Origin of the sequence: Streptomyces coeruleofuscus (assembly GCF_039532725.1) — a bacterium.
GTDB lineage: Bacteria > Actinomycetota > Actinomycetes > Streptomycetales > Streptomycetaceae > Streptomyces > Streptomyces coeruleofuscus.
The window spans coordinates 785,323-808,606 of record NZ_BAAASE010000001.1; the positions used below are offsets into that span (position 1 = coordinate 785,323).

The 23,284-nt window shown below is 70.2% G+C and carries 20 protein-coding genes; 6 read left to right on the top strand and 14 right to left on the bottom strand.

Going from position 1 to position 23,284, the window contains the following annotated elements:
• Nucleotides 1-140 precede the first annotated feature (140 nt).
• Nucleotides 141-971 carry an alpha/beta fold hydrolase gene (locus tag ABFX81_RS03390; RefSeq protein WP_086851375.1) on the top strand — a complete coding sequence of 277 codons (831 nt, stop codon included), beginning with the start codon at nucleotides 141-143 and terminating at the stop codon, nucleotides 969-971.
• A gap of 217 nt (nucleotides 972-1,188) precedes the next feature.
• On the top strand, nucleotides 1,189-5,079 hold the full coding sequence (locus tag ABFX81_RS03395; protein ID WP_086851378.1) for a glycoside hydrolase family 2 TIM barrel-domain containing protein: 3,891 nt from the start codon (nucleotides 1,189-1,191) through the stop codon (nucleotides 5,077-5,079).
• Nucleotides 5,080-5,104: 25 nt separating this feature from the next.
• Here the strand turns inward: ABFX81_RS03395 and ABFX81_RS03400 are convergent, their stop codons facing one another.
• The gene (locus tag ABFX81_RS03400; RefSeq protein ID WP_086851380.1) at nucleotides 5,105-5,467 is read right to left on the bottom strand and encodes an ArsR/SmtB family transcription factor; all 363 of its coding nucleotides are present in this window, start codon (nucleotides 5,465-5,467) and stop codon (nucleotides 5,105-5,107) included.
• Between the two features lie 143 nt (nucleotides 5,468-5,610).
• Between ABFX81_RS03400 and ABFX81_RS03405 the strand changes: the two genes are divergently transcribed.
• From ABFX81_RS03405 to ABFX81_RS03415, 3 genes are read left to right on the top strand one after another with little or no spacing between them, the layout of a single operon-like run.
• A complete protein-coding gene (locus ABFX81_RS03405) occupies nucleotides 5,611-7,092 on the top strand; it encodes an AlkA N-terminal domain-containing protein (protein ID WP_346137604.1) in 1,482 nt (493 codons plus the stop codon).
• A 9-nt stretch (nucleotides 7,093-7,101) separates the two neighbouring features.
• On the top strand, nucleotides 7,102-7,584 hold the full coding sequence (locus ABFX81_RS03410; RefSeq protein WP_346137605.1) for a methylated-DNA--[protein]-cysteine S-methyltransferase: 483 nt from the start codon (nucleotides 7,102-7,104) through the stop codon (nucleotides 7,582-7,584).
• Between the two features lie 50 nt (nucleotides 7,585-7,634).
• A complete protein-coding gene (locus ABFX81_RS03415) occupies nucleotides 7,635-8,348 on the top strand; it encodes a bleomycin resistance protein (RefSeq protein ID WP_346137606.1) in 714 nt (237 codons plus the stop codon).
• Here the strand turns inward: ABFX81_RS03415 and ABFX81_RS03420 are convergent.
• From ABFX81_RS03420 to ABFX81_RS03435, 4 genes are all read right to left on the bottom strand, one after another.
• A complete protein-coding gene (locus tag ABFX81_RS03420) occupies nucleotides 8,308-9,063 on the bottom strand; it encodes an SIR2 family NAD-dependent protein deacylase (RefSeq protein ID WP_346137607.1) in 756 nt (251 codons plus the stop codon). The two genes, ABFX81_RS03415 and ABFX81_RS03420, sit on opposite strands and share 41 nt — an antisense overlap.
• Before the next feature lie 80 nt (nucleotides 9,064-9,143).
• Complete coding sequence (locus tag ABFX81_RS03425) at nucleotides 9,144-9,638, bottom strand: NUDIX domain-containing protein (protein ID WP_346137608.1); 495 nt, start codon at nucleotides 9,636-9,638, stop codon at nucleotides 9,144-9,146.
• A gap of 28 nt (nucleotides 9,639-9,666) precedes the next feature.
• Complete coding sequence (locus ABFX81_RS03430; RefSeq protein WP_346137609.1) at nucleotides 9,667-10,119, bottom strand: hypothetical protein; 453 nt, start codon at nucleotides 10,117-10,119, stop codon at nucleotides 9,667-9,669.
• Nucleotides 10,120-10,397: 278 nt separating this feature from the next.
• Nucleotides 10,398-11,471 (bottom strand): ADP-ribosylglycohydrolase family protein, encoded by a 1,074-nt coding sequence (locus tag ABFX81_RS03435; protein WP_346137610.1) that lies wholly within the window; start codon nucleotides 11,469-11,471, stop codon nucleotides 10,398-10,400.
• A 290-nt stretch (nucleotides 11,472-11,761) separates the two neighbouring features.
• Here ABFX81_RS03435 and ABFX81_RS03440 point away from each other — a divergent pair, with 290 nt between their 5' ends.
• Nucleotides 11,762-12,880, top strand: a complete 1,119-nt coding sequence (locus ABFX81_RS03440; RefSeq protein ID WP_086855309.1) for a glycerate kinase — start codon at nucleotides 11,762-11,764, stop codon at nucleotides 12,878-12,880.
• Between the two features lie 4 nt (nucleotides 12,881-12,884).
• Here the strand turns inward: ABFX81_RS03440 and ABFX81_RS03445 are convergent, their stop codons facing one another.
• From ABFX81_RS03445 to ABFX81_RS03485, 9 genes are all read right to left on the bottom strand, one after another.
• Nucleotides 12,885-14,105: an alpha/beta fold hydrolase gene (locus tag ABFX81_RS03445; protein WP_346137611.1), complete on the bottom strand. Its 1,221-nt coding sequence runs from the start codon at nucleotides 14,103-14,105 to the stop codon at nucleotides 12,885-12,887.
• 202 nt (nucleotides 14,106-14,307) lie between these two features.
• Nucleotides 14,308-15,159 carry a CDP-diacylglycerol--serine O-phosphatidyltransferase gene (gene pssA / locus ABFX81_RS03450; RefSeq protein ID WP_086845707.1) on the bottom strand — a complete coding sequence of 284 codons (852 nt, stop codon included), beginning with the start codon at nucleotides 15,157-15,159 and terminating at the stop codon, nucleotides 14,308-14,310.
• A complete protein-coding gene (locus ABFX81_RS03455) occupies nucleotides 15,146-15,802 on the bottom strand; it encodes a phosphatidylserine decarboxylase (protein WP_086845705.1) in 657 nt (218 codons plus the stop codon). Before ABFX81_RS03455 ends, pssA begins: the two co-directional genes overlap by 14 nt.
• 170 nt (nucleotides 15,803-15,972) lie before the next feature.
• Nucleotides 15,973-17,178, bottom strand: a complete 1,206-nt coding sequence (locus tag ABFX81_RS03460; RefSeq protein ID WP_030242417.1) for an acyl-CoA dehydrogenase family protein — start codon at nucleotides 17,176-17,178, stop codon at nucleotides 15,973-15,975.
• Between the two features lie 2 nt (nucleotides 17,179-17,180).
• On the bottom strand, nucleotides 17,181-17,693 hold the full coding sequence (locus tag ABFX81_RS03465; protein WP_086845703.1) for a MaoC/PaaZ C-terminal domain-containing protein: 513 nt from the start codon (nucleotides 17,691-17,693) through the stop codon (nucleotides 17,181-17,183).
• 5 nt (nucleotides 17,694-17,698) lie between these two features.
• Nucleotides 17,699-18,661, bottom strand: a complete 963-nt coding sequence (locus tag ABFX81_RS03470; protein ID WP_086845701.1) for an aldolase/citrate lyase family protein — start codon at nucleotides 18,659-18,661, stop codon at nucleotides 17,699-17,701.
• Nucleotides 18,658-20,706 (bottom strand): methylmalonyl-CoA mutase family protein, encoded by a 2,049-nt coding sequence (locus tag ABFX81_RS03475; RefSeq protein ID WP_086845699.1) that lies wholly within the window; start codon nucleotides 20,704-20,706, stop codon nucleotides 18,658-18,660. Before ABFX81_RS03475 ends, ABFX81_RS03470 begins: the two co-directional genes overlap by 4 nt.
• Nucleotides 20,707-20,714: 8 nt before the next feature.
• Nucleotides 20,715-22,058, bottom strand: coding sequence for a crotonyl-CoA carboxylase/reductase (ccrA, locus tag ABFX81_RS03480; protein ID WP_086845697.1), 1,344 nt, complete (start codon nucleotides 22,056-22,058; stop codon nucleotides 20,715-20,717).
• A gap of 389 nt (nucleotides 22,059-22,447) precedes the next feature.
• Nucleotides 22,448-23,257 (bottom strand): TetR family transcriptional regulator, encoded by an 810-nt coding sequence (locus ABFX81_RS03485; RefSeq protein WP_346137612.1) that lies wholly within the window; start codon nucleotides 23,255-23,257, stop codon nucleotides 22,448-22,450.
• Nucleotides 23,258-23,284: the final 27 nt, after the last annotated feature.

A 23,284-nucleotide genomic window follows, 5' to 3' on the forward strand; every position in this document is an offset into this window, starting at 1 on the left:
CTTCCGGCGCGGCAAAAGGTCCGGCCAAGATCTGTTGCGCAAGCTGTCCGATGAGGTCACATTACGGTCGGAGAAGCGACACTGTCGCGCCGAATGACAAATACTCGTGGGTCCGTACACGGACAGAGGGAGCGGGAATCTTGGCTGACTGGACGTTGCGGGAGAGCCTGGCCACCACGTCGGGGACCGTGCGCTGGGACCGGCTCGGGGATCCCGGCGGCGAGCCGGTCGTGCTGCTGCACGGGACGCCCTTCTCCTCGTACGTGTGGCACGAGATCGCTCCCGCGCTCGCCACCGCCGGGCACCACGTGCACGTGTGGGACATGGCGGGTTACGGCACCTCCGACATGCACCCGGACCAGGACGTCTCACTGGGGGCCCAGGGCCGGATCTTCACCGAGCTGCTGGCGCACTGGGGCCTGGAGGAGCCGTCCGTCGTCGCGCACGACTTCGGCGGGTGCGTGGCCCTGCGCGCCCATCTGCTGCACGGGGCCCGCTACCGGCGGCTCGCCCTGGTCGACCCGGTCGCCCTGGAACCCTGGGGCTCCCCCTTCTTCCGGCTGGTCCGCGAGCACAGCCATGTCTTCGAGCAGCTCCCGGCCGCGCTGCACCAGGCCCTGGTGCGCGAGTACGTCACGTCCGCGAGCCACATCGGCCTGCGGCCCGCCGCGCTGGACGCGCTCGTGCGGCCCTGGACGGGGGAGCGGGGCCGGGCCGCCTTCTACCGCCAGATCGCGCAGGCCGACCAGCGCTACACCGACGACATCCAGCCGCTCTATCCCACCGTCGACCTGCCCGTGACGGTCTGCTGGGCCACCGAGGACACCTGGATCCCCTTCGCCAAGGGGCAGGAGCTGGCCGGGCTGATCCCGGGCGCGCGGCTGGTGCCCGTCCCGGAGTCCGGCCACCTCGTCCCCCTTGACGCCCCCGCCCGGCTGACGAGCGAGGTGCTCACCTTCCTCGGGGTCTGAAGGCGCTTGGCTCCAGAGAACCATCAGGACCGCACAAAGTCCGACGGGGTCATTGCTTCGGTTGTGTTCGAGTCCTAGGGTGTGCCTGCTCAGCAGTTGCTTCGTCACCGTCAGTTGCATGCGTCCCAACAGAAACGCCCATCACGGGAGTTGGGGATCACATCTGACGTGCCCTCAGTCCGTGCAGCACCCTGTCGAACCGAGGAAGGCCACGGTCATGCCGCACCCGCTCTCGTCCCCCGCCGACCGGCCCGTCGTCAGCCGTCGCCGTCTGCTCGAAGGGGGCGCCGCCGTGCTCGGCGCGCTCGCCCTGTCCGCGTCGCCCGCCGCCGCGCGGGCAGCGGGCCGGCGCCCGGCGGCGGACGGCCCTCCGGAGTGGAACGACGGCCTGGCCGTGTACCGCGTGGGCACCGAGCCGCCGCACACCACGCTCATGCCGTACGCGAACCTCGGGCAGGCCCTGGCCGGCGACCGCGAGCGCTCGCCGTACCGGCTGAGCCTCGACGGCAAGTGGAAGTTCGCCTACGCCGACCGCCCCGACGACCGGGACGCCGACTTCTACCGCACCGACGTCGACGACTCCGGCTGGGACACCATCCCCGTGCCCTCGGCCTGGCAGCTGCACGGCTACGACTTCCCGATCTACGTCAACATCACCTACCCCTGGTGGGGCCCCAACGGCGGCGGCGAGGACGCCCAGCCGCCGGCCGCCCCGACCCGCTACAACCCCGTCGGCCAGTACCGCCGTACGTTCACCGTCCCCCGGAACTGGTCGGGCCGCCGCACCTTCCTGCACTTCGAGGGCGTCAAGTCCGCCCACTACGTGTGGATCAACGGCGAGCTGGCCGGCTACCACGAGGACTCCTACACCTCCGCCGAGTACGACATCACCCCCCACCTCAAGCCGGGCACCAACCACATCGCCGTCGAGGTGTACCGCTACTCGGACGCCGAGTGGCTGGAGGACCAGGACATGATCCGGCTGAGCGGCATCTTCCGCTCGGTCCACCTGTACTCCACGCCGAACGTGCACCTGCGCGACTTCAAACTGGACACCCCGCTCGGCGACGACTACGCCTCCGCCGAGCTCAAGGTCACCGCGCACGTCCGCGACTACGGCGGCAAGGGCGCGGGCCGCTACACGGTCGAGACCCAGCTGTACGACGCGCGCGGCCACGCCGTCTGGTCGCGGCCCCTGAACCAGCCCGTCGACGTCCCGGACGGCGACGAGGCCACCGCCGAGGCGTCCAGAGCCGTCCCCTCGCCGAAGCTCTGGTCGGCCGAGCACCCGAACCTCTACACCGCCGTGCTGCGACTGCGCGACCCGTCCGGCAAGGTCGTCGAGACGCTCTCGCACCGGGTCGGCTTCCGCGAGTTCGCGCTCAAGGACGGCCTGATGCGCATCAACGGCAAGCCGGTCTCCTTCCGCGGCACCAACCGGCACGAGATGCACCCCGTCACCGGCTCGGCGCTCACCCGGGCGCAGATGATCGAGGACATCGAGATCATCAAGCGGCTCAACATCAACAGCGTCCGCACCTCGCACTACCCCAACAACCCGCTCTGGCTGGAACTCGCCGACGAGTACGGCCTGTACCTCGTGGACGAGACCAACCTCGAAACCCACGGCATCCGCGACGAGTTCCCGGGCAGCGGCCATCCCGAGTGGACCGAGGCGTGCGTGGTCCGCGCCCAGAACATGGTCCACCGCGACAAGAACCACGCCTCGGTGGTCATCTGGTCCCTCGGCAACGAGGCGGGCGGCGGCACGACGTTCAACGCCATGTACGACTGGATCCGCTCCTACGACCCCACCCGCGTCATCCAGTACGAGGGCGACGACCGCCCGGGCATCAGCGACATCCGCTCCGAGATGTACGACAGCCCGCAGCGGGTCGAGCAGCGCGCCAAGGACACCGGTGACACCCGGCCGTACGTGATGATCGAGTACTCCCACGGCATGGGGAACTCCAACGGCAACTTCAAGAAGTACTGGGACATCGTCCGCCGTTACGACGTCCTCCAGGGCGGCTGGATCTGGGACTTCGTCGACCAGGCCCTGAGCTGGCCGGTCCCGACCCGCAAGCTGCTGACCGAGTCCGGCCCGGGCGCACTGCGCGGCGAGGTCATCGCACCCGCCGCCGGCTTCGACCGCGCGAAGGGCGTCTCCGGCGGCACCGTCTTCCCCCGCGACGCCCGCCTCGACCTCACCGGCTCCCTCACGCTGGAGGCCTGGGTCACCCCGCACGTGACCGGCGGGCACCAGCCCCTCATCGCCAAGGGCGACACCCAGTACGCCCTCAAACAGACCGACAAGAACCTGGAGTTCTTCATCCACGGCGGCGGCCAGTGGGTCACCGCGAGCTGGGCGCTGCCCGAGGGCTGGACGGGCAAGGAACACCACGTCGCCGGTGTCTTCGACGCGGACGCGGGGACGCTCACCCTGTACGTCGACGGCCAGGTGCGCGGCACCCGGACCACCACGAGGCGTCCCGGCAACAACACCGCCTCCCTCACGCTCGCCACCGACGTCGACAACCCGACCCGGGAGTTCAGCGGAACCATCCGGCGGGCCCGCGTCTACGCCCGCGCGCTGAGCGCCGCGGAGCTGGCCTCGGACAGCCGCGGCCCGGACGACGAGGGCGTGCGGTTCTGGTTCGACGCCGCCACCGTCGGCTTCAGCGAGAAGCGCCCGCGCGACAAGACGTTCTACGCCTACGGCGGCGACTGGGGCGACAACCCCAACGACGGCGCCTTCGCCGGTGACGGCATCATCACCGCCGACCGCGGCCTCACGGGCAAGTCCGCCGAGGTCAAGCAGATCTACCAGGCGATCAACGCCGCCCCGGCCTCCGGCGGCCCCGGCGCCGTCACCCTCACCAACGAGTACCTGTTCACCAACCTCCGCGAGTTCGACGGCCGTTGGTCCCTCGTCGCCGACGGCAAGGTCGTCCAGCGCGGCAGGCTGACCCGCGACCAGCTGAACGTCGCGCCGCTGACCGGCAAGGACATCAAGGTGCCGGTGCGGCTGCCGGCGAAGCCCGAACCGGGCACGGAGTACTTCCTCCAGCTCTCCTTCACCACCAGGGAGCCCACCAAGTGGGCGAAAGCCGGCTTCGAGGTGGCCAAGCAGCAGCTCGCCCTCGACACGGACAGCCCGGCCGTGACACCGCTGCCGCTGCGCAGCGTCCCCGCCCTGCGGTACACCGACCGGGACGAGGACGTCACGGTCAGGGGCAAGGGCTTCTCGGTCACCGTCGACAAGAGCACGGGCACCATCACGTCGTACGAGGCGGGCGGCACCCGGCTCATCACCTCCGGCCCCGTCCCGAACTTCTGGCGGGCGCCCACCGACAACGACCGGGGCAACGGCCACCACACCCGCAACCAGACGTGGCGCGACGCCGGAGCGAAGCGGAAGGTGGCGGACGTACGGGTGCGGCCGCTGGACGACCGGGCCGTGGAGGTCACGTTCACCGGCACGCTGCCCACCAGCACGGAGTCCACGTACAGCACGACGTACACCGTCTTCGGCAACGGCGAGATCAAGGTCGACAACACCCTCCACCCGGGAGCGCCGAACCTGCCGTACATCCCCGAGGTCGGCACCCTGCTGTTCCTGCCCCGCCGCCTGGACCGGCTGCACTACTACGGCCGGGGCCCGGAGGAGAACATGTGGGACCGCAACAACGCCACCGACGTGGGCCTGTACTCCGGCACCGTCTCCGGGCAGTGGACCTCCTACCTGCGCCCCCAGGAGAACGGCAACAAGACCGACGTCCGCTGGGCCGCGCTGACCGACGGCAGCGGACGCGGACTGCTCGTGTCCGGTGAGCCGCTGCTGGAGGTCAACGCCTCGCACTTCACCCCCGAGGACCTGTCGGTCGGGGCCCGCCACGACTACCAGCTCAACCCCAGGGACGCGGTGGTCCTCCGGGTCAACCACCGCCAGACGGGCGTGGGCGGCGACAACAGCTGGGGCGCGCACCCCCACGACGAGTTCAAGCTCTTCGCCAACCGCGACTACGCGTACACCTACCGGCTGCGTCCGCTGACGCGCGTGAGCGAGGCGATGGCGGCGTCGCGGTGGCCGACGGCCACGGAGTAGGCGAGCGGTAAACGGCGGCGCCGCCTCAGTCGGCGGCGTCGCTGATGCCCAGACGCAGGTGCTCCACGTGGTAGACGGCCTGGTCGAGCAGCTCGGCGACATGGTGGTCGTGCAGCGCGTAGACGACCGAACGGCCCCGCCGCTCGCCCACCACCAGGCCCAGATTGCGCAGCAGCCGCAACTGGTGCGAGCAGGCCGACTGCTCCATGCCCACCTCGGCGGCCAACTCGGTGGCCGGCAGCGGGCCTTCCCGCAGCCGCGCCAGGATCAGCAGGCGGGAGGGCGTGGACAGGGCCTGAAGCGTGGTGGCGACCTTCGTGACGTTGTCCGCGTCCAGGCGTACGCGCTCGGTGGCGTCCTGCGCGGGAATGACGGCTCCATGACCCATGACCTCATCGTACCGGTCCCGCACGAACACATGAATGAATCTTCATCCGTTCCGTCTTCGCCGGTCTCCGCGGGGCGCCGCACGGGCACGTCGATGTCGGATTCTCGCCAGACCCGCCACGCCCGGTGCCCGATGCTGGACGCATGCAGATGGGGATGCACACCGACACCGAGCGCTGCGTACGCGCCGTCCAGTCCAAGGACGCCCGGTTCGACGGATGGTTCTTCACGGCCGTCCTGACGACCCGCATCTACTGCCGTCCCAGTTGCCCGGTCGTGCCGCCCAAGCCGGAGAACATGGTCTTCCATCCGAGCGCGGCGGCCTGCCAGCAGGCCGGGTTCCGGGCCTGCAAGCGCTGCCGGCCCGACACCAGCCCCGGCTCCCCGGAGTGGAACCAGCGCGCCGACCTGGTGGCCCGCGCCATGCGGCTGATCGCCGACGGCGTCGTGGACCGCGAGGGCGTGCCCGGCCTCGCCACCCGGCTCGGCTACAGCGCCCGGCAGGTCGAGCGCCAGCTGCTCGCCGAACTGGGCGCGGGGCCGCTCGCGCTCGCCCGCGCCCAGCGCGCCCAGACGGCCCGGCTGCTCATCGAGACGACCACCCTGCCGATGGCGCAGACCGCCTTCGCCGCGGGCTTCGCCTCGATCCGCACCTTCAACGACACCGTCCGCGAGGTCTTCGCCCTGTCCCCGAGCGAGCTGCGTGCCCGCGCCCCGAAGCGGCAGGGCGCGAGCACCCCCGGCGCGCTGTCCCTGCGGCTGCCGTTCCGCGCCCCGCTCAACCCCGACAACCTCTTCGGCCACCTCGCCGCCACGGCCGTACCCGGCGTGGAGGAGTGGCGGGACGGCTCCTACCGGCGCACACTGCGGCTGCCGTACGGCCACGGCATCGTGGCCCTCACTCCCACCCCCGACCACATCGCCTGCCGCCTCACCCTCAGCGACCTGCGTGATCTGACCGTCGCCGGCAGCCGCTGCCGCCGCCTGCTCGACCTGGACGCCGACCCGGTCGCGATCGACGAGCAGCTGCGCGCGGACCCGGTCCTGGCGCCGCTGGTCGACAAGGCGCCCGGCCGGCGCGTCCCGCGCACGGTGGACGAGGCGGAGTTCGCGGTCCGGGCCGTGCTCGGCCAGCAGGTCTCCACCGCCGCCGCCCGCACCCACGCGGCCCGCCTGGTCGCCGCGCACGGCGAACCGGTCGACGACCCCGAGGGCGGCCTCACCCACCTCTTCCCGGCCCCCGAGGCCCTCGCGGCGCTCGACCCGGAGACCCTGGCGATGCCCCGCACCCGCCGCACGACGTTCACCACCCTCGTCCGCCGGCTCGCCGACGGCGACCTCCACCTCGGCGTGGAGAGCGACTGGCCGCGGGCCCGCGCCCAGCTCCTCGCGCTGCCCGGCTTCGGCCCCTGGACGGCCGACGTCATCGCCATGCGCGCCCTCGGCGACCCCGACGCCTTCCTCCCCACCGACCTCGGCATCCGCCGCGCCGCCAAGGAACTCGGCCTGCCCTCCACACCCGCCGCGCTCACCGCCCGCGCGGCGGCCTGGCGCCCCTGGCGTGCCTACGCCGTCCAGTACCTCTGGGCGACCGACAGCCACCCGATCAACTTCCTACCGGTTTAGGGACGTTCGATGAAGCACCACACCGTGACCGACAGCCCCTACGGCCCCCTCACCCTCGTCGCCGACGACGGCGTCCTGTGCGGCCTCTACATGACCGACCAGCGCCACCGCCCGCCGGAGGAGACCTTCGGCACGCGCGACGACACCCTGTTCGCGGAGACGGAGGAACAGCTGAAGGCCTACTTCGCGGGCGAGCTCAAGGAGTTCACCGTCGAACTCCGCCTGACCGGCACGCCGTTCCAGTGCCGCGTCTGGGACCGGCTGCGCCGCATCCCGTACGGCGAGACCCGCACCTACGGCGCACTCGCCGACGCCCTCGGCGCCCCGGCCGCCTCGCGCGCCGTCGGCCTCGCCAACGGCCGTAACCCCATCGGCATCATCGTCCCCTGCCACCGCGTGATCGGCGCGAACGGGAGCCTGACGGGGTACGGGGGCGGGCTGGAGCGCAAGCAGCGCCTGCTGGACTTCGAGCGGGGGGCCGCACTCTTTTAGGCACCACTCTTTCAGGCACCCGGTTGGTCAAATTTGACTAGAGTGGGCTCATGCCGGAGAAGACGATCCCGATCCTGCCGTGCCAGACCCTCCAACCCGTCCTCGACTTCTACACCGCCCTCGGCTTCGAGGTGACGTACCAGCAGCGCAGCCCCAACCCGTACGCGGTCGTCGAACACGGCGGCATCGAGCTCCAGTTCTTCGCGATGAAGCACTACGAGCCGACCGGCTCGATCAGCACCTGCTACGTCCTGACCGACGACGTCGACGGCCTGTACCGGGCGTTCCGGGCCGGGCTCAAGGCGGCGTACGGCCGGATTCCCACCCGGGGCCTGCCGCGCGTCGGGCCGCTCAAGGACATGTCGTACGGCGTGCGGCAGTTCCTCATGACCGACCCGGGCGGCAACTGCGTCCGGGTCGGTCAGCGCACGGGCGGGGAGCGGCACCACGGGCCCGCCCCCGAGGAGACGTTCGCGCGGGCCCTGCACCACGCGTCCCTCCTGGCGGACTCCAAGGGGGACGCGGCGGGCGCCGCCAAGGTCGTCGACCGGGTGCTGCGCCTGACCGACGAGACGCCGACGCGCCTACAGCTGCTTCAGCTCCTCGTCCTGCGCGCGGACATCGCGGGGCGGCTCGGCGACGAGCAGACGACGGCGACCGCCCTCGCCCGGGCCGCCGCGCTCGACCTCACCGATGCCGAACGCGACCAGGCCCGCGACACGCTCACGCGCCTGGAGGATCTGCTGGCGGCGTCTCGGCCGTGAGGCCGCGCAACAGCTCCGGCAGCGCCGTGCCGATGGGTTCGCGGACGATCTCGTCGGCACGGTCGTCGTACGGCGTCGGCTCGGCGTTGACGATGACGAGCCGGGCCCCGTGGTCGGCGGCGACGCCGGCGAGGCCGGCGGCGGGCTGGACCTGGAGACTCGTACCGACGGCGACGAACACCTGGCAGGCCTTGCTGATGGCGGCCGCCTCGCCGAGGACGACCGGGTCCAGCCGCTCGCCGAACATCACCGTCGCCGGCTTCAGGACGCCGCCGCACTCCAGGCACGGCGGGTCGTCCTCCCCGGCCTCGACCCGTGCGAGCGCGTCCGCCATCGGGCCGCGGGCGTGGCAGCCGGTGCACACGGAACTCCGTGCCGTGCCGTGCAGTTCGAGGACCTTGCGGGCGGGCATACCGGCGAGCTGGTGCAGCCCGTCCACGTTCTGTGTGATCACCCGGACGGGCACCCCGGACCGCTCCAGTTCGGCCACCGCCCGGTGCGCGGCGTTGGGCTCCGCCTGAAGGGCCTGGTTCTCGCGCCGCATCCGCCAGGACCGGCGGCGGATCTCCGGGTCGCCCATGTAGTACTCGTACGTGACGAGCTTCTCGGCCTCCGGATCCCGCCGCCAGAGCCCGTTCGGTCCGCGGTAGTCCGGGATCCCGGAGTCCGTGCTGATACCGGCGCCGGTGAGGAGCGCGACGAGGGGCTTGGCCATGGCACCGAGGGTAGGCCGGGCCGTACGACAGCGGCGAGCGGTTATCGAACGGGACGTCGAGGGTGAACGGCCGCATCCGGTCAGTGCACCCGGTGCCCGTTCTCCAGCTCCGCCGTGCCCGAGCCGTCCGCCAGGACGTCCAGGCAGGCCAGGACACGGCGGCCGAGGGCGCCCGGCAGGTACTCGGTCAGCTCCTCGCGCGGGACCAGCCGCCAGGACAGCAGTTCCTCCTCCTGGAGGCGGATCGCCTTGAGCTCGTCCTCGCCGAGCACCCCGCCGTCGTACAGGTACGCCACCAGCGGCGGACGCCCCGTGCCGTGCACCCAGTCCACCGCCAGCAGCCTGCCGAGCTCCCGGTCCAGCCCGATCTCCTCGGCCGTCTCGCGCCGCGCGCCCTGCCGCGGGGTCTCGCCGTCGTCGGACTCGATCGTGCCGCCGGGCAGCGCCCAGCCCTCCCGGTAGTTGGGCTCGACGAGCAGCACCCGGCCCTCGCCGTCCCGGAACAGCGCGGCGGCGCCGGCCAGGACCCGGGGCAGGGACGCGATGTAGGCGGCGAAGTCAGAAGAGGTGGTCATTGGGGCAGGGTAACCACCCGATGACGGCTCAGCCGCAGGGGAAGACGTAGCTGGACTTGTAGTTGACGTAGAGGCTGGTGGAGGACGAGCCCATCTTGGCGGTCACCGGGGCGCAGGCGAAGCTGGAGACGTACACCGGGCCCGCGTACTCGCTGAAGGTGCCCGTGTCGGCGTCGCAGGCCGAGCCGTCCACCTTGCAGACCTGCACGGACATGTACTGCGCCCTGCCGACGTTGTTGTCGAGGATGGCGCAGCCCTTGCCGCCGTTCTCGTAGGCGAAGAGGGTCGCCTTGCGCAGGTCGGGGTCGACGCCGACGGGCAGCGGGATCGCCTTGCGCAGCGTGTAGCCGCTGCCGCACACGTTGGCGGCGGCCGAGGCCGGGGACTGCTCGGCGGCGACGGCCCCCGGCGCGGCGAGCACGGCGGCGGTCAGGACGGTCGCGGTGGCGGTGGCACGAAGAGCGGTTCTGAGACGAGACATGACAATCAGACGCTTTCTGTCGGGCGCGGGGCGCCTACCTAATGACTGGAAATGATCGAGCTAGCCGATGGTTGGATCACTTTACGTTCGGGTTTGATCGGTATAGCCGGGATCACGGTCAAGTGGCCGGAAACAGCCGGATGGAAGCGCTTTCAAGCGGAACGGCCTGTGCACTCGGCGGCAGCGGCCGCTGCTGAGCCCTCGCAGGGTCCGTGGCGTGAAGCGGAAGAACGGGCCTGCCGCCCCGGCCCGGCCCGGGAATGGCCGGTTCGATCCGGTCAGGCGTCCTGCTCCGCCAGCCGCAGCGTCCGCTCGGCCAGCTCGCTGATCCGTACCCCGTCGAAGCCGAACACCGCGCTGCGGACCGTGTCCTCCAGCGGGACCGTCCACTGGTCCGCGATGGCCCCCGCCCCGCCGAACACCCCGGCCACCGACCCCGCCGTCGCGCCGTTGGAGTCGGTGTCCAGGCCACCGCGGACGGTCAGCGTGATGGTGCGGGTGAAGTCGCCGTCGCCGTAGAGCAGGCCGGCGGTGAGGACGGCGGCGTTCGGGACGGTGTGGATCCAGCCCATCCCGGTGGTCTCGTCGGTGACCGTGGCGAGCGTGTCCTCCCAGGACATCCGGGTGTCGTGCAGGGCGACGACCCGGCGCACCGTGCGGGCCAGACGGCTGCTCGCCGGGATCACGGCCAGGGCCTCGTCGACCGCGTGCCGCACCGTGGGCGCCGTGAACGCCGCCGCGATCAGCGCCGCCGCCCACATCGCCCCGTAGACCCCGTTGCCGGTGTGCGACAGCACCGCGTCCCGCCGGGCCAGTGAGGCGGCCCGGCGCGGCGCGCCCGGGCAGGTCCAGCCGAAGATGTCGGCCCTGATCAGTGCCCCGATCCACTCCTGGTACGGGTTGTCGTACGTCGCCGTCAGCGGCGGCTTGAGCCCGTTCGCGAGGTTGCGGTACGCGGCCCGCTCGGCGGTGAACGTCTGGAGATACGGCAGCCGCAGCAGCCACAGGTCTCCGACCTGCTCGGTGCTGAACCCGAAGCCGTGGGTCTCCAGCAGGTCCAGGCCGAGGATCGCGTAGTCGACGTCGTCGTCACGGCAACTGCCGTGGATGCGGCCGCGCACGCACTGGCGCCACTCGGGCCGCAGCTCGAAGCCGTCGCTCTCGCTGATCGGCTCGGGCAGGTAGTCGGTCAGCGGCAGTGCGGCGGCCTGCCGGAGGTAGCGGTCGATGCGGTCGCGCGTCCAGACCTCGCCCTGCTCGACCGGTTTGCCGAGCATGTTGCCCGCGATGCGGCCCTGCCAGCCGCCGAGGATGCGGTCGGGGAGGTCTGTCCGGGTGTGCGCTGGGGGCATGGTTATGGTCTACCCGTTTTCGGCGCGCCTGAGGGGCGGGGGACTGCGGTGTGCTCGCGGCTGCCGGTGCGTCGTGGTCGGTCGCGCCCGCGCGGCGGCAGCCGCATGTATGACACAGCCCCGCGCCCCTTGAGGCATCGGTCCACGGGGTGGGCAGAAGCTGACGGCCGGGGCGTCCTCCGGTTAAGGTCGCAGCGGCGCGACTGGCCTTGACGTGCGTGAGGGCCCGGAGAGCAAGGGGAGTGCAAGTGGCGGACGCTGCAGTGAGCGATGCCCGGAAGACACAGCGGGTGCTCGTCGCCGCGGACAAGTTCAAGGGGTCGCTGACGGCCGTGGAGGTCGCCGAACGGGTGACCGCCGGGCTGCGCCGGGCCGTACCGGACGTGGAGGTCGAGGCGCTGCCGGTGGCCGACGGCGGCGACGGAACGGTCGCCGCGGCGGTCGCCGCCGGGTTCGAGCGCCGGGAGGTACGGGTCGCCGGTCCGCTCGGCGACGAGGTGACGGCGGCCTTCGCGCTGCGCGACGGCACCGCGGTCGTGGAGATGGCCGAGGCGAGCGGTCTCCAGCGGCTGCCCGCCGGGGTCTTCGCACCGCTCACGGCGTCCACGTACGGCTCCGGCGAGCTGCTGCGGGCCGCGCTGGACGCGGGTGCCCGCACGATCGTCTTCGGGGTCGGCGGCAGCGCCACCACGGACGGCGGCGCCGGAATGCTGTCCGCGCTGGGCGCGCGCTTCCTTGACCCGGACGGCGAACCGGTACCCCCGGGCGGCGGCGGCCTGGCCGGTCTGGCCACCGCCGACCTGTCGGGCCTCGACCCCCGCCTCACCGGCATCGAGCTGGTCCTCGCGAGCGACGTCGACAACCCGCTGACCGGCCCGAAGGGCGCGCCCGCGGTCTACGGCCCGCAGAAGGGCGCCTCGCCGGACGACGTGGCGGCCCTGGACGCCGCCCTCGCGCACTTCGCGAAGGTGCTGGAGGAGCCGGCCGGACCGAAGGCCGCCCGGTACGCCGCCTCGCCCGGCGCGGGCGCGGCGGGCGGCATCGGCTACGGCGCGCTGCTCCTCGGCGCCCGTTTCCGCCCCGGCATCGAGGTCATGCTGGACGTCCTGGGCTTCGCCCCCGCCCTGGACCGCGCCGGCCTGGTGATCACCGGCGAGGGCTCCCTCGACGAGCAGACCCTCCACGGCAAGGCCCCGGCGGGCGTCGCCGCGGCGGCCCGCGCGGCCGGCAAGGAGGTCGTAGCGGTCTGCGGCCGCCTCGCCCTCCCCCCGGAGGCCCTGGGCCGAGCCGGAATCCGGCGGGCCTACCCCCTGACGGACGCGGAGCCGGACGTGGCGAAGTGCATCGCCGAGGCCGGGCCGATCCTGGAGCGGGTGGCGGAGCGGATCGGGCGGGACTTCCTGACCTGACCCGTCACGGAAGGGGGATCAGGTCACCGTCCGGCTCCCTGAAGTAGCTGCCGCTGCCGAGACCCTCCACCTGGCCGTTCTTGAACCACTGCTTCGACATGTGGTGCACGGTCTTTGCGGTGAGTTCCCACACCAGGGTGTGGCCCGAGCCGGCGAGGCAGAACATCAGCTTCCTGGGTCCCGGGACGGCCGCGTAGAGGGCCGGCACCGAGAAGCGGACGGCGTCGGGGAGGGTCGCGGGGCTGTTGGCGGTCCGGTCCTGCTCCCCGTAGATGATGAGCACGGGAACCCGTTCACCGAGGACGGGTGTGCCGGCCGGGTTCTGGTGCGGCACCGTCTCGTTGGTCCAGCCCCACCAGTAGGTGTTCCGGTACCGCAGGATGCCCTCGTACTCACCCGGTGCCACCTCGGGGCCCCACTTGCTGCCGAGAGGGTCGTTCTCCATGCAGGCCTCCCAGGCGAGGTCCACGATGCCGGGCTCCCGCAGGGCGGGGTTGCCGTCCAGCCCCGTCCTGAACCCCGTCTTGGTGCCCACGTGCATCGGGAAGCCCCAGGTGAGGGCCGGCGTCGACACGGGCAGCGTCTGGGCCTCGGCCGGGCGTCCGAAGGGGTCGGCGGGGTTGCCCGACCACCGTCCCTTGGGAGGGAAGACGGGGGCGAGCAGGAGCAGGCTCTCGACGTTGCCGGGGTTCTGGAGGGTGTAGGAGCCCATGATGGCCGCGCCCAGGGAGTAGCCGATGAAGCGGATCGGCTTGTTCCTGCCGGGCAGGCCCTTGATGAACTTGACGACCGCGTCCAGCTCCGCCCACTCACTCTCCGAATTGCCGAGCTGGCGCGGGTACGGGGGAGGGGGAGGGCAGGGCGCCTGGAGGGGGTTGGGGACGAGGGCCTGCTGCTGCGTCGGGTTGGCGTTGCACGGATCGTCCATCCTGGGGCGTGGCGACCGGCCGGAGCCCTGCAGGTCCATGAGGAAGACGTCGTAGCCGTCGTCCGCGAGTTCCTGTGCCCAGCTGTACCGGGTGGAGGAGCCGCCGGGCACCGGGGCGAGGTCGAACGCCGCCAGTCCCGGCACGCTCCTGCCGTGCAGCATCAGCACCGTCTTGGGCGGGTGGCTCGGCTTGGTGCCGTCGTACTCCCGGACGGGCAGTGTCACCGTGTCGTCGACGTTCGCGGGGATCTTGGACTTGAGCGTGACCTGGTGCTCTCTGAGGGTGGGTGCGGGCATGGCCGTCTCCCGGTCTGGAAGGGGGAGAAACTCTCTGACAACCCCCTGTTCCACCCTCCTCTTCCTGCGTTTCTCCCGCAAATCGGCCTAAAGTGGAGGTAGTTGACCAGTAAAGGGCAATGAAGGGGATGCCCTTGAACGCGAAACGGGTGTGGCCCGAGCCTCGGAGGCTCGGGCCACACCCGTCAGTGGAGGGACGAGATCAGGGCAGCTGCGCCGCCCGCGCTTCCCTCCGGTTGTCGCGGAAGGTGTTCACCCGGCGCGCCGTGGCGAACAGCGGGATCGTCGCCGCCATCACGATCTGCAGCGCGCAGCCCATCTGCAGCAGTACCTGGCCGCCCGGCGCGTCGAACGCCCACGCCGCCAGCATGCCCATGGCCGACACGATCCAGGCGAGCACCGCCACCGCGAGGATGCCCCGCGGCTTCGGGTATTCGACCCGGCTCACCATCAGCCATGCGGTACCGACGACCGCCAGCAGCGTCGCCTCGAACGGCAGCTCGAGCAGCACGATCGAGACGACCGTGAGCGCACCGAACGGTGAGGGCATGCCCTGGAACGTGCCGTCCTTCACGGTGACGCACGAGAAGCGGGCAAGCCGCAGCACCACCGCCAACAGCACAACGATCGCGCCCACCGCCGCGACCCGCTCATGCGCGTCACTCGCGACCATGCCGTACACGAGCACGAAGTAAGCGGGCGCCAGACCGAAGCTGATCAGGTCGGAGAGATTGTCCAGCTCCGCACCCATCGGCGACGACCGCAGCTTGCGGGCGACAAGGCCGTCGAACAGGTCGAAGACAGCCGCGCACAGCATCAGTATCACGGCCGTGGCCGCGCTGTTGCGGGCCATGCCCGAGTTGTCACCCGAGAGGTGCGGGATGAGGATGCCGGTGGTGGTGAAGTACACCGCCATGAAGCCGCACGTCGCGTTACCGAGCGTGAGCGTGTCCGCTATCGACAGCCGGAGAGACAGCGGCAGTTCCTCCGCGTCGTCGTCCTCGTCCTCGGCGACCCAGTTCGTGGCCTGTGTGTCGGGATCAATCACGGTCAATTCGAGTCACCCCCGCAGTCGTGGTCTGACCAACCTCGACAGCGACGTCGACACCTTCCGGAAGGTAGATGTCAACGCGCGATCCGAAGCGGATCAGGCCGATGCGCTCGCCCTGCTCGACCTTGGTGCCCTGCGGGATGTACGGGACGATCCGTCGCGCGACCGCGCCGGCGATCTGCACCATCTCGATGTCACCGAGCTCGGTGTCGAAGTGCCACACCACACGCTCGTTGTTCTCGCTCTCCTTGTTGAAGGCGGGAACGAAGCCACCGGGCACGTGCTCGACCGACGTCACCGTGCCGGCCAGCGGCGCGCGGTTGACGTGGACGTTGAGCGGGCTCATGAAGATCGCGACGCGGGTGCGGCCGTCCTTCCACGGCATGATGCTCTGCACCACACCGTCGGCGGGCGAGATGACCCGGCCCTCGCCGATCTCGCGCTCGGGGTCGCGGAAGAACCACAGCATTCCCGCCGCGAGCGCGGTGGCGGGAACGGCGACGGCCTTGGCCGCGCCGGAGCGGCGGGCACGGGCCAGGCTGAGGGCTGCGGTGGCGACGGTCGGCAGGAGCCACGGCGATGCTCCGCGCGCGAGGCGTACGCCGGCCCGGCTGTCGCGAGATGCAGAGGTTTGGCTGTGGGGCATGGATGACCTTCGTAGCGGATGATGCCGCACTCTGACGGGGGACGGCGGCTTTCCGGCGATCGTAGCGGCTCGGGGCCCTAACTGGGTAAGCCAGGCAGCCGAGTCGGCGGCCGAAGAGTGCTGACGGGGTGTGATCTTCTTCTCCAAGAAAACACCCCGTATCCGGACATCTAGCCCTGGAATCGATACTCCTCGAGCAATCGCCGACCGATGATCATTTTCTGGATCTCGGCGGTACCTTCACCGATCAGCAGCATCGGTGCCTCACGATAGAGGCGCTCGATCTCGTACTCCTTGGAGAAGCCGTAGCCGCCGTGGATCCGGAAGGCGTCCTCCACGACCTCCTTGCAGTACTCGGAGGCGAGGTACTTCGCCATCCCAGCCTCAAGGTCGTTTCGTTCTCCGGAGTCCTTTTTGCGTGCCGCGTTCACCATCATCGCATGCGCGGCCTCGACCTTGGTAGCCATCTCGGCCAGCTTGAACTGGATCGCCTGGTGCTGGGCGATCGGCTTCCCGAAGGTGTGACGCTGCTGCGCGTACTGGACGCCCAGTTCGAACGCACGCTGAGCGACACCGCAGCCACGCGCCGCCACGTTGACGCGGCCGACCTCCACGCCGTCCATCATCTGGTAGAAGCCCCGGCCGGTGACCCCGCCGAGCACGCGGTCGGCGGGAATCCGCAGGCCATCCATGATGAGCTCGGTGGTGTCGACCCCCTTGTAGCCCATCTTGTCGATCTTGCCGGGGATGGTGAGGCCGGGGCGGACCTCGCCGAAACCGGGCTCCTTCTCGACCAGGAAGGTCGTCATCGACTTGTGGGGCGCGGTGCCCTCGGGGTGACCTTCGTCACTTCGCACCAGAACGGCCACCAGGGACGACGTCCCGCCGTTGGTCAGCCACATCTTCTGGCCGTTCAGGACGTACTCGTCGCCGTCCTTCACCGCCTTCGACGTGATCGCCGACACGTCCGAGCCGAGGGCCGGCTCCGACATCGAGAAGGCGCCGCGGATGTCGCCGGCCGCCATCCTCGGCAGGAAGTGGTCCTTCTGCTCCTGCGTGCCGTGCTGCTTGAGCATGTACGCCACGATGAAGTGCGTGTTGATGATGCCGGACACCGACATCCACCCGCGGGCGATCTCCTCCACGCACAGCGCGTACGTCAGGAGCGACTCGCCCAGACCCCCGTACTCCTCGGGGATCATCAGGCCGAACAGGCCCAATTCCTTCAGCCCGTCGACGATCTGCTGGGGGTACTCGTCGCGGTGCTCCAGCTCGGTCGCGACCGGGATGATCTCCTTGTCCACGAAGTCCCGGACGGTGGACAGGATCTCCTGCTGGATGTCCGTCAGACCGGCGGTCTGGGCGAGTCGCGCCATGGCTACTTCTCCTGCTCCTTGAGCTCGGGGCGGCCCGGCTGCTCGCCGCCGCGCTCCTTGATGTACGTCTCGGTCGGCACCATGACCTTGCGGCGGAACACGCAGACCAGCGTGCCGTCCTGCTTGTAGCCCTTGGTCTCGACGTGCACGATGCCGCGGTCGTTCTTCGACTTCGACGGCCACTTGTCGAGCACGGTCGTCTGGCCGTAGATGGTGTCGCCGTGGAAGGTCGGCGCCACGTGCTTGAGCGACTCGATCTCCAGGTTGGCGATCGCCTTGCCGGAGATGTCCGGCACGGACATGCCGAGCAGCAGCGAGTAGATGTAATTCCCCACGACGACGTTCCTGCCGAAATCCGTCGTCTTCTCCGCATAGTTCGTGTCCATGTGGAGCGGGTGGTGGTTCATGGTGAGGAGACAGAACAGGTGGTCGTCGTACTCCGTGACCGTCTTGCCGGGCCAGTGCTTGTACGTCGCCCCGACCTCGAACTCCTCGTAGGTGCGTCCGAACTGCATCGCGCTCAGGCCTCCGGGATCTCGAACTTGCTGGTGCGCCGCATGCCGGCGGCGCGTCCCTTGCCCGCGATGACCAGGGCCATCTTGCGGCTGGCCTCGTCGATCATCTCGTCGCCGAGCATCGCGGAGCCCTTCTTGCCGCCCGCCTCGGACGTGTAGTAGTCGTACGCGTCCAGGATCAGCTCGGCGTGGTCGTAGTCGTCCTGGGACGGCGAGAAGATCTCGTTGGACGCCTCGACCTGGCCCGGGTGCAGCACCCACTTGCCGTCGAAGCCGAGGGCGGCGGCGCGCTGGGCGACCTCGCGGTAGCCGTCGATGTTGCGGATCTGGAGGTAGGGGCCGTCGATCGCCTGGAGGTTGTTGGCGCGGGCGGCCATCAGGATCTTCATCAGGATGTAGTGGTAGGCGTCCGCCGGGTAGCCGGGCGGCTGCTCGCCCACGACCAGCGACTTCATGTTGATGGACGCCATGAAGTCGGCCGGGCCGAAGATGATCGTCTCGACGCGCTGGGAAGCCTGCGCGATCTCGTTGACGTTGTTCAGGCCCTGGGCGTTCTCGATCTGCGCCTCGATGCCGATCTTGCCGACCTCGAAGCCCATGGTCTTCTCGATCTGGGTCAGCAGCAGGTCGAGGGCGACGATCTGCTGGGCGTCCTGGACCTTCGGCAGCATGATGCAGTCGAGGTTCTGGCCGGCGCCCTCGACCACCGTCACGACGTCGCGGTACGTCCACTCGGTCGTCCAGTCGTTGACGCGCACGACCCGCGTCTTGCCCGTCCAGTCACCCTCGTTGAGGAACTTGACGATGGTGTGCCGCGCCTCCGGCTTGGCGAGCGGGGCGCACGCGTCCTCCAGGTCGAGGAAGACCTGGTCGGCGGGGAGGCCCTGCGCCTTCTCCAGGAAGCGGGGGTTCGAGCCCGGTACCGCCAGGCAGGAACGCCGGGGGCGAAGGCGGTTGACCGTGGTCATGCGGAGACCTCCAGGGGGTCGAGCTTGTTCGCTTTCCGGATCTCGTCGACGATGCGGCCGATGATTCCGGTGATGTCGAAGTCCTTCGGGGTGAAGACCGCGGCCACTCCGGCTGCCCTGAGCTGCTCGGCATCCCCGTTCGGGATGATGCCACCGGCGATCACCGGGATGTCTGTGGCACCGGCCACACGCAGCCGTTCGAGCACGTCCGGCACCAGCTGGGCGTGCGAGCCGGACAGGATGGACAGGCCGACCGCGTGCACGTCCTCGGCGAGGGCCGCGTCCACGATCTGCTCGGGCGTCAGCCGGATGCCCTGGTAGACCACCTCGAAGCCGGCGTCACGCGCGCGTACGGCGATCTGTTCCGCGCCGTTGGAGTGTCCGTCCAGGCCCGGCTTGCCGACCAGGAAGCGCAGCTTGCCCACCCCCAGGTCCTTGGCCGTCAGGTCCACCTTGCGGCGCACCAGGGCCAGCGTGCTGCCCTCCTCGGCGGGGACGGCCACCGGCGCGGAGGAGACACCCGTGGGCGCCCTGAACTCGCCGAACACCTCGCGCAGGGCCCCGGCCCACTCGCCGGTCGTGACCCCGGCGCGGGCGCACTCCAGGGTGGCCTCCATGAGGTTCTCGGTGCCCCGGGCGGCCTCCTTCAGCTTCTCCAGCGCCTTGCAGGGCCGCGGGTGGTTGAAGGGCGGCTGGTAGCGGCTGTCGCGCCACTGCTGGAGCGCGGCGATGACGCGGGCCTCGACCTCCGGGTCGACCGTCTGGATCGCGGTGTCCAGGTCGGCGGTCAGCGGGTTCGGCTCGGTGCCCTCGAAGGCGTTGACACCGATGATCTTCTCCTGGCCGGACTCGATCCGGCCCCGGCGTTCCGCGTGCGAGGCGACCAGCTGCGACTTGAGGTAGCCGGACTCGACGGCCGCCATCGCGCCGCCCATCTCCTGGATGCGGTCGATCTCCGCGAGCGAGGCCTCGACCAGTTCGTCCACCTTCGCCTCGATGACCTTCGAGCCCTCGAAGATGTCCTCGTATTCCAGCAGATCGCTCTCGTACGCCAGCACCTGCTGGATGCGCAGCGACCACTGCTGGTCCCAGGGCCGGGGCAGGCCGAGCGCCTCGTTCCAGGCGGGGAGCTGCACGGCACGCGCGCGTGCGTCCTTGGAGAGGGTCACGGCCAGCATCTCGAGCACGATCCGCTGGACGTTGTTCTCCGGCTGCGCCTCCGTCAGGCCCAGGGAGTTGACCTGGACGCCGTAGCGGAAGCGGCGGTGCTTGGGGTTCTCGATGCCGTACCGCTCGCGGGTGACCCTGTCCCAGATGCGGCCGAATGCGCGCATCTTGCACATCTCCTCGATGAAGCGGACGCCCGCGTTCACGAAGAAGGAGATCCGGCCGACGACGTCGCCCATGCGCTCCTGGGGCACCTGTCCCGAGTCGCGCACGGCGTCGAGGACGGCGATCGCGGTGGACATCGCGTACGCGATCTCCTGGACCGGTGTGGCGCCCGCCTCCTGCAAGTGGTAGCTGCAGATGTTGATCGGGTTCCACTTCGGCATGTGGGAGACCGTGTACGCGATCATGTCCGTCGTCAGCCGGAGCGACGGCACCGGCGGGAACACGTGCGTGCCGCGGGACAGGTACTCCTTGACGATGTCGTTCTGGGTCGTGCCCTGGAGCTTGGTGATGTCCGCACCCTGCTCCTCGGCGACGACCTGGTAGAGCGCCAGCAGCCACATGGCCGTGGCGTTGATGGTCATCGAGGTGTTCATCTGCTCCAGGGGGATGTCCTGGAACAGCCGCCGCATGTCACCGACGTGCGCGATCGGCACGCCGACCCGGCCGACCTCGCCGCGGGCGAGGATGTGGTCGGAGTCGTAGCCGGTCTGCGTCGGCAGGTCGAACGCCACCGACAGACCCGTCTGGCCCTTGGCGAGGTTGCGCCGGTACAGCTCGTTGGACGCCTCGGCCGTGGAGTGACCGGCGTAGGTGCGCATGAGCCACGGCCGGTCCTTCTCCCGCTTGCCTTCGGCGGGCTGACGCTCAGTCATCTGTGACCTCAGATGTTCCGGAAGCGGTTGATGGCGTCGACGTGCTTGGCGCGCTTCTCGTGGTCGCGCACGCCGAGGCCCTCCTCGGGGGCCATGCACAGCACGCCGACCTTGCCCTGGTGGAGGTTGCGGTGCACGTCGAAGGCGGCCTGGCCGGTGTCCTCCAGGGAGTACACCTTCGACAGGGTCGGGTGGATCTTGCCCTTCGCGATCAGCCGGTTGGCCTCCCAGGCTTCGCGGTAGTTGGCGAAGTGGGAGCCGATGATCCGCTTGAGCGACATCCACAGGTAGCGGTTGTCGTACTCGTGCATGTAGCCCGAGGTCGAGGCGCAGGTGGTGATGGTGCCGCCCTTGCGGGTGACGAAGACGCTCGCGCCGAAGGTCTCGCGGCCGGGGTGCTCGAAGACGATGTCGATGTCTTCCCCGCCGGTGAGCTCGCGGATGCGCTTGCCGAAGCGCTTCCACTCCTTCGGGTCCTGGGTGTTCTCGTCCTTCCAGAACTTGTAGCCCTCGGCGCTGCGGTCGATGATCGCCTCCGCGCCCATGGCCCGGCAGATGTCCGCCTTCTGCTGCGAGGACACGACACAGATCGGGTTGGCGCCGCCGGCCAGCGCGAACTGGGTGGCGTAGGAGCCGAGTCCGCCGCTCGCGCCCCAGATGAGCACGTTGTCGCCCTGCTTCATGCCGGCGCCGTTGCGGGAGACCAGCTGGCGGTAGGCGGTGGAGTTCACCAGGCCCGGGGCGGCGGCCTCCTCCCAGCTCAGGTGGTCCGGCTTCGGCATCAGCTGGTTGGACTTGACCAGCGCGATCTCGGCGAGGCCGCCGAAGTTGGTCTCGAAGCCCCAGATGCGCTGCTCGGGGTCGAGCATCGTGTCGTTGTGGCCGTCGCTGGACTCCAGCTCGACGGACAGGCAGTGCGCGACGACCTCGTCGCCGGGCCGCCAGGCGTTGACGCCCGGGCCGGTGCGCAGGACGACGCCCGCCAGGTCGGAGCCGATGATGTGGTACGGCAGGTCGTGGCGCTTGGCCAGCTCACTGGTGCGGCCGTAGCGCTCCAGGAAGCCGAACGTCGACAGCGGCTCGAAGATCGACGTCCAGACCGAGTTGTAGTTGACCGAGGAGGCCATGACGGCCACCAGGGCCTCGCCCGGGCCCAGCTCGGGCAGCGGCACCTCGTCCAGGTGGATCGACTTGCGGGGATCCTTGTCGCGCGTGGCGAGCCCGGCGAACATCTCCGTCTCGTCCTTGTGCACGGTGATCGCGCGGTACGACTCGGGGAGCGGGAGGGCGGCGAAGTCCTCCGACGTGGAGTCGGGCGACTGGATCGCGGCCAGGATGTCCTTAACGGTCACGGTGTTGCCTCCGGCGGTGAGCGCCCTGAGGGAGGGGCGCCGATGGTTACGTCGGTGCTGCTGAGGGTCGAGGGTGTGCCGTCGGTTCGGCGGTGGTGCTGTTCGGCAGCGCTGGTGGCGCGGGAGGTTGCCTGTGACGCAGGCGTCCGGACGGGCAGGCGCTGGGCTTGCTGGGACATCGCCCGGACCTCTTCAACGTATGACACCGCGTGTCACCCCGCAAGGCACTGAGTGCCAGAAGTTTCTCTCAGATGAAATCTTTACTTGACAAATGAGCGATGATCGATCGAACGGTATCCCTGAGGGCCCTCAAAACGGCTCCTGACATGCCAAAACGGCCACCCCGGGGGGTGGCCGTCATCACAGGGAGATCACACGGAGAAGGGGACTCAGCGCTCCTTGAGGGCCTGCTCGATCGTCCGCATGACCTCGTCCAGCGGGGCGTCGGTGCGGGCGACCGTCACCAGCACCTCGCCCTGCGCCGAGGCCGTGGCCGCGGCCGGCTGCGGCTCCGTGGAGCGCCCGGCCCCGATGCCCGTGCCGAACGTCTTGCGCACGATCGCGAAGGCGTGGTCCAGCTGCGCCTCCACGTCCCCCTGTCCGCCCGCCCGCAGCCAGCGCCGCAGGACGTGGTTGTGGGCGGTGACCACGGCGGACGCGGCGACCTCCGCGAGCAGCGGGTCGTCGTTGGCGTCGTCGGCGTGCGCGCGCTCGTCGAAGTGGCCGAGGAGGTAGCGGGTGAACAGGCGCTCGTAGCGGGCCACCGACGCGATCTCCGCCTCGCGCAGGGTGGGCACCTCGCGCGTCAGCTTGTAGCGGGCGACCGAGATCTCCGGACGGGCCGCGTACATCTTCATGACTTCCTTGATGCCGCGGCACACCGTGTCGAGCGGATGCTCGTGCGCGGGCGCGGCGTTGAGCACCGCCTCGGCCCGGACCAGGGTGTCGTCGTGGTCGGGGAAGATCGCCTCTTCCTTGGAGCGGAAGTGGCGGAAGAACGTGCGGCGGGCGACCCCGGCCGCGGCCGCGATCTCGTCGACGGTGGTCGCCTCGTACCCCTTGGTCGCGAACAGCTCCATCGCGGCGGCCGCCAGTTCCCGGCGCATCTTGAGCCGCTGGGCGGCGGCGCGAGAGCCTGCGGCACTTTCCGGCGCGTCGGTCGTGGCCGATGTACGTGAGGACTTGGCGGGCTGGGACATGCCCTGAACGTACTGCATGTGCGCAGC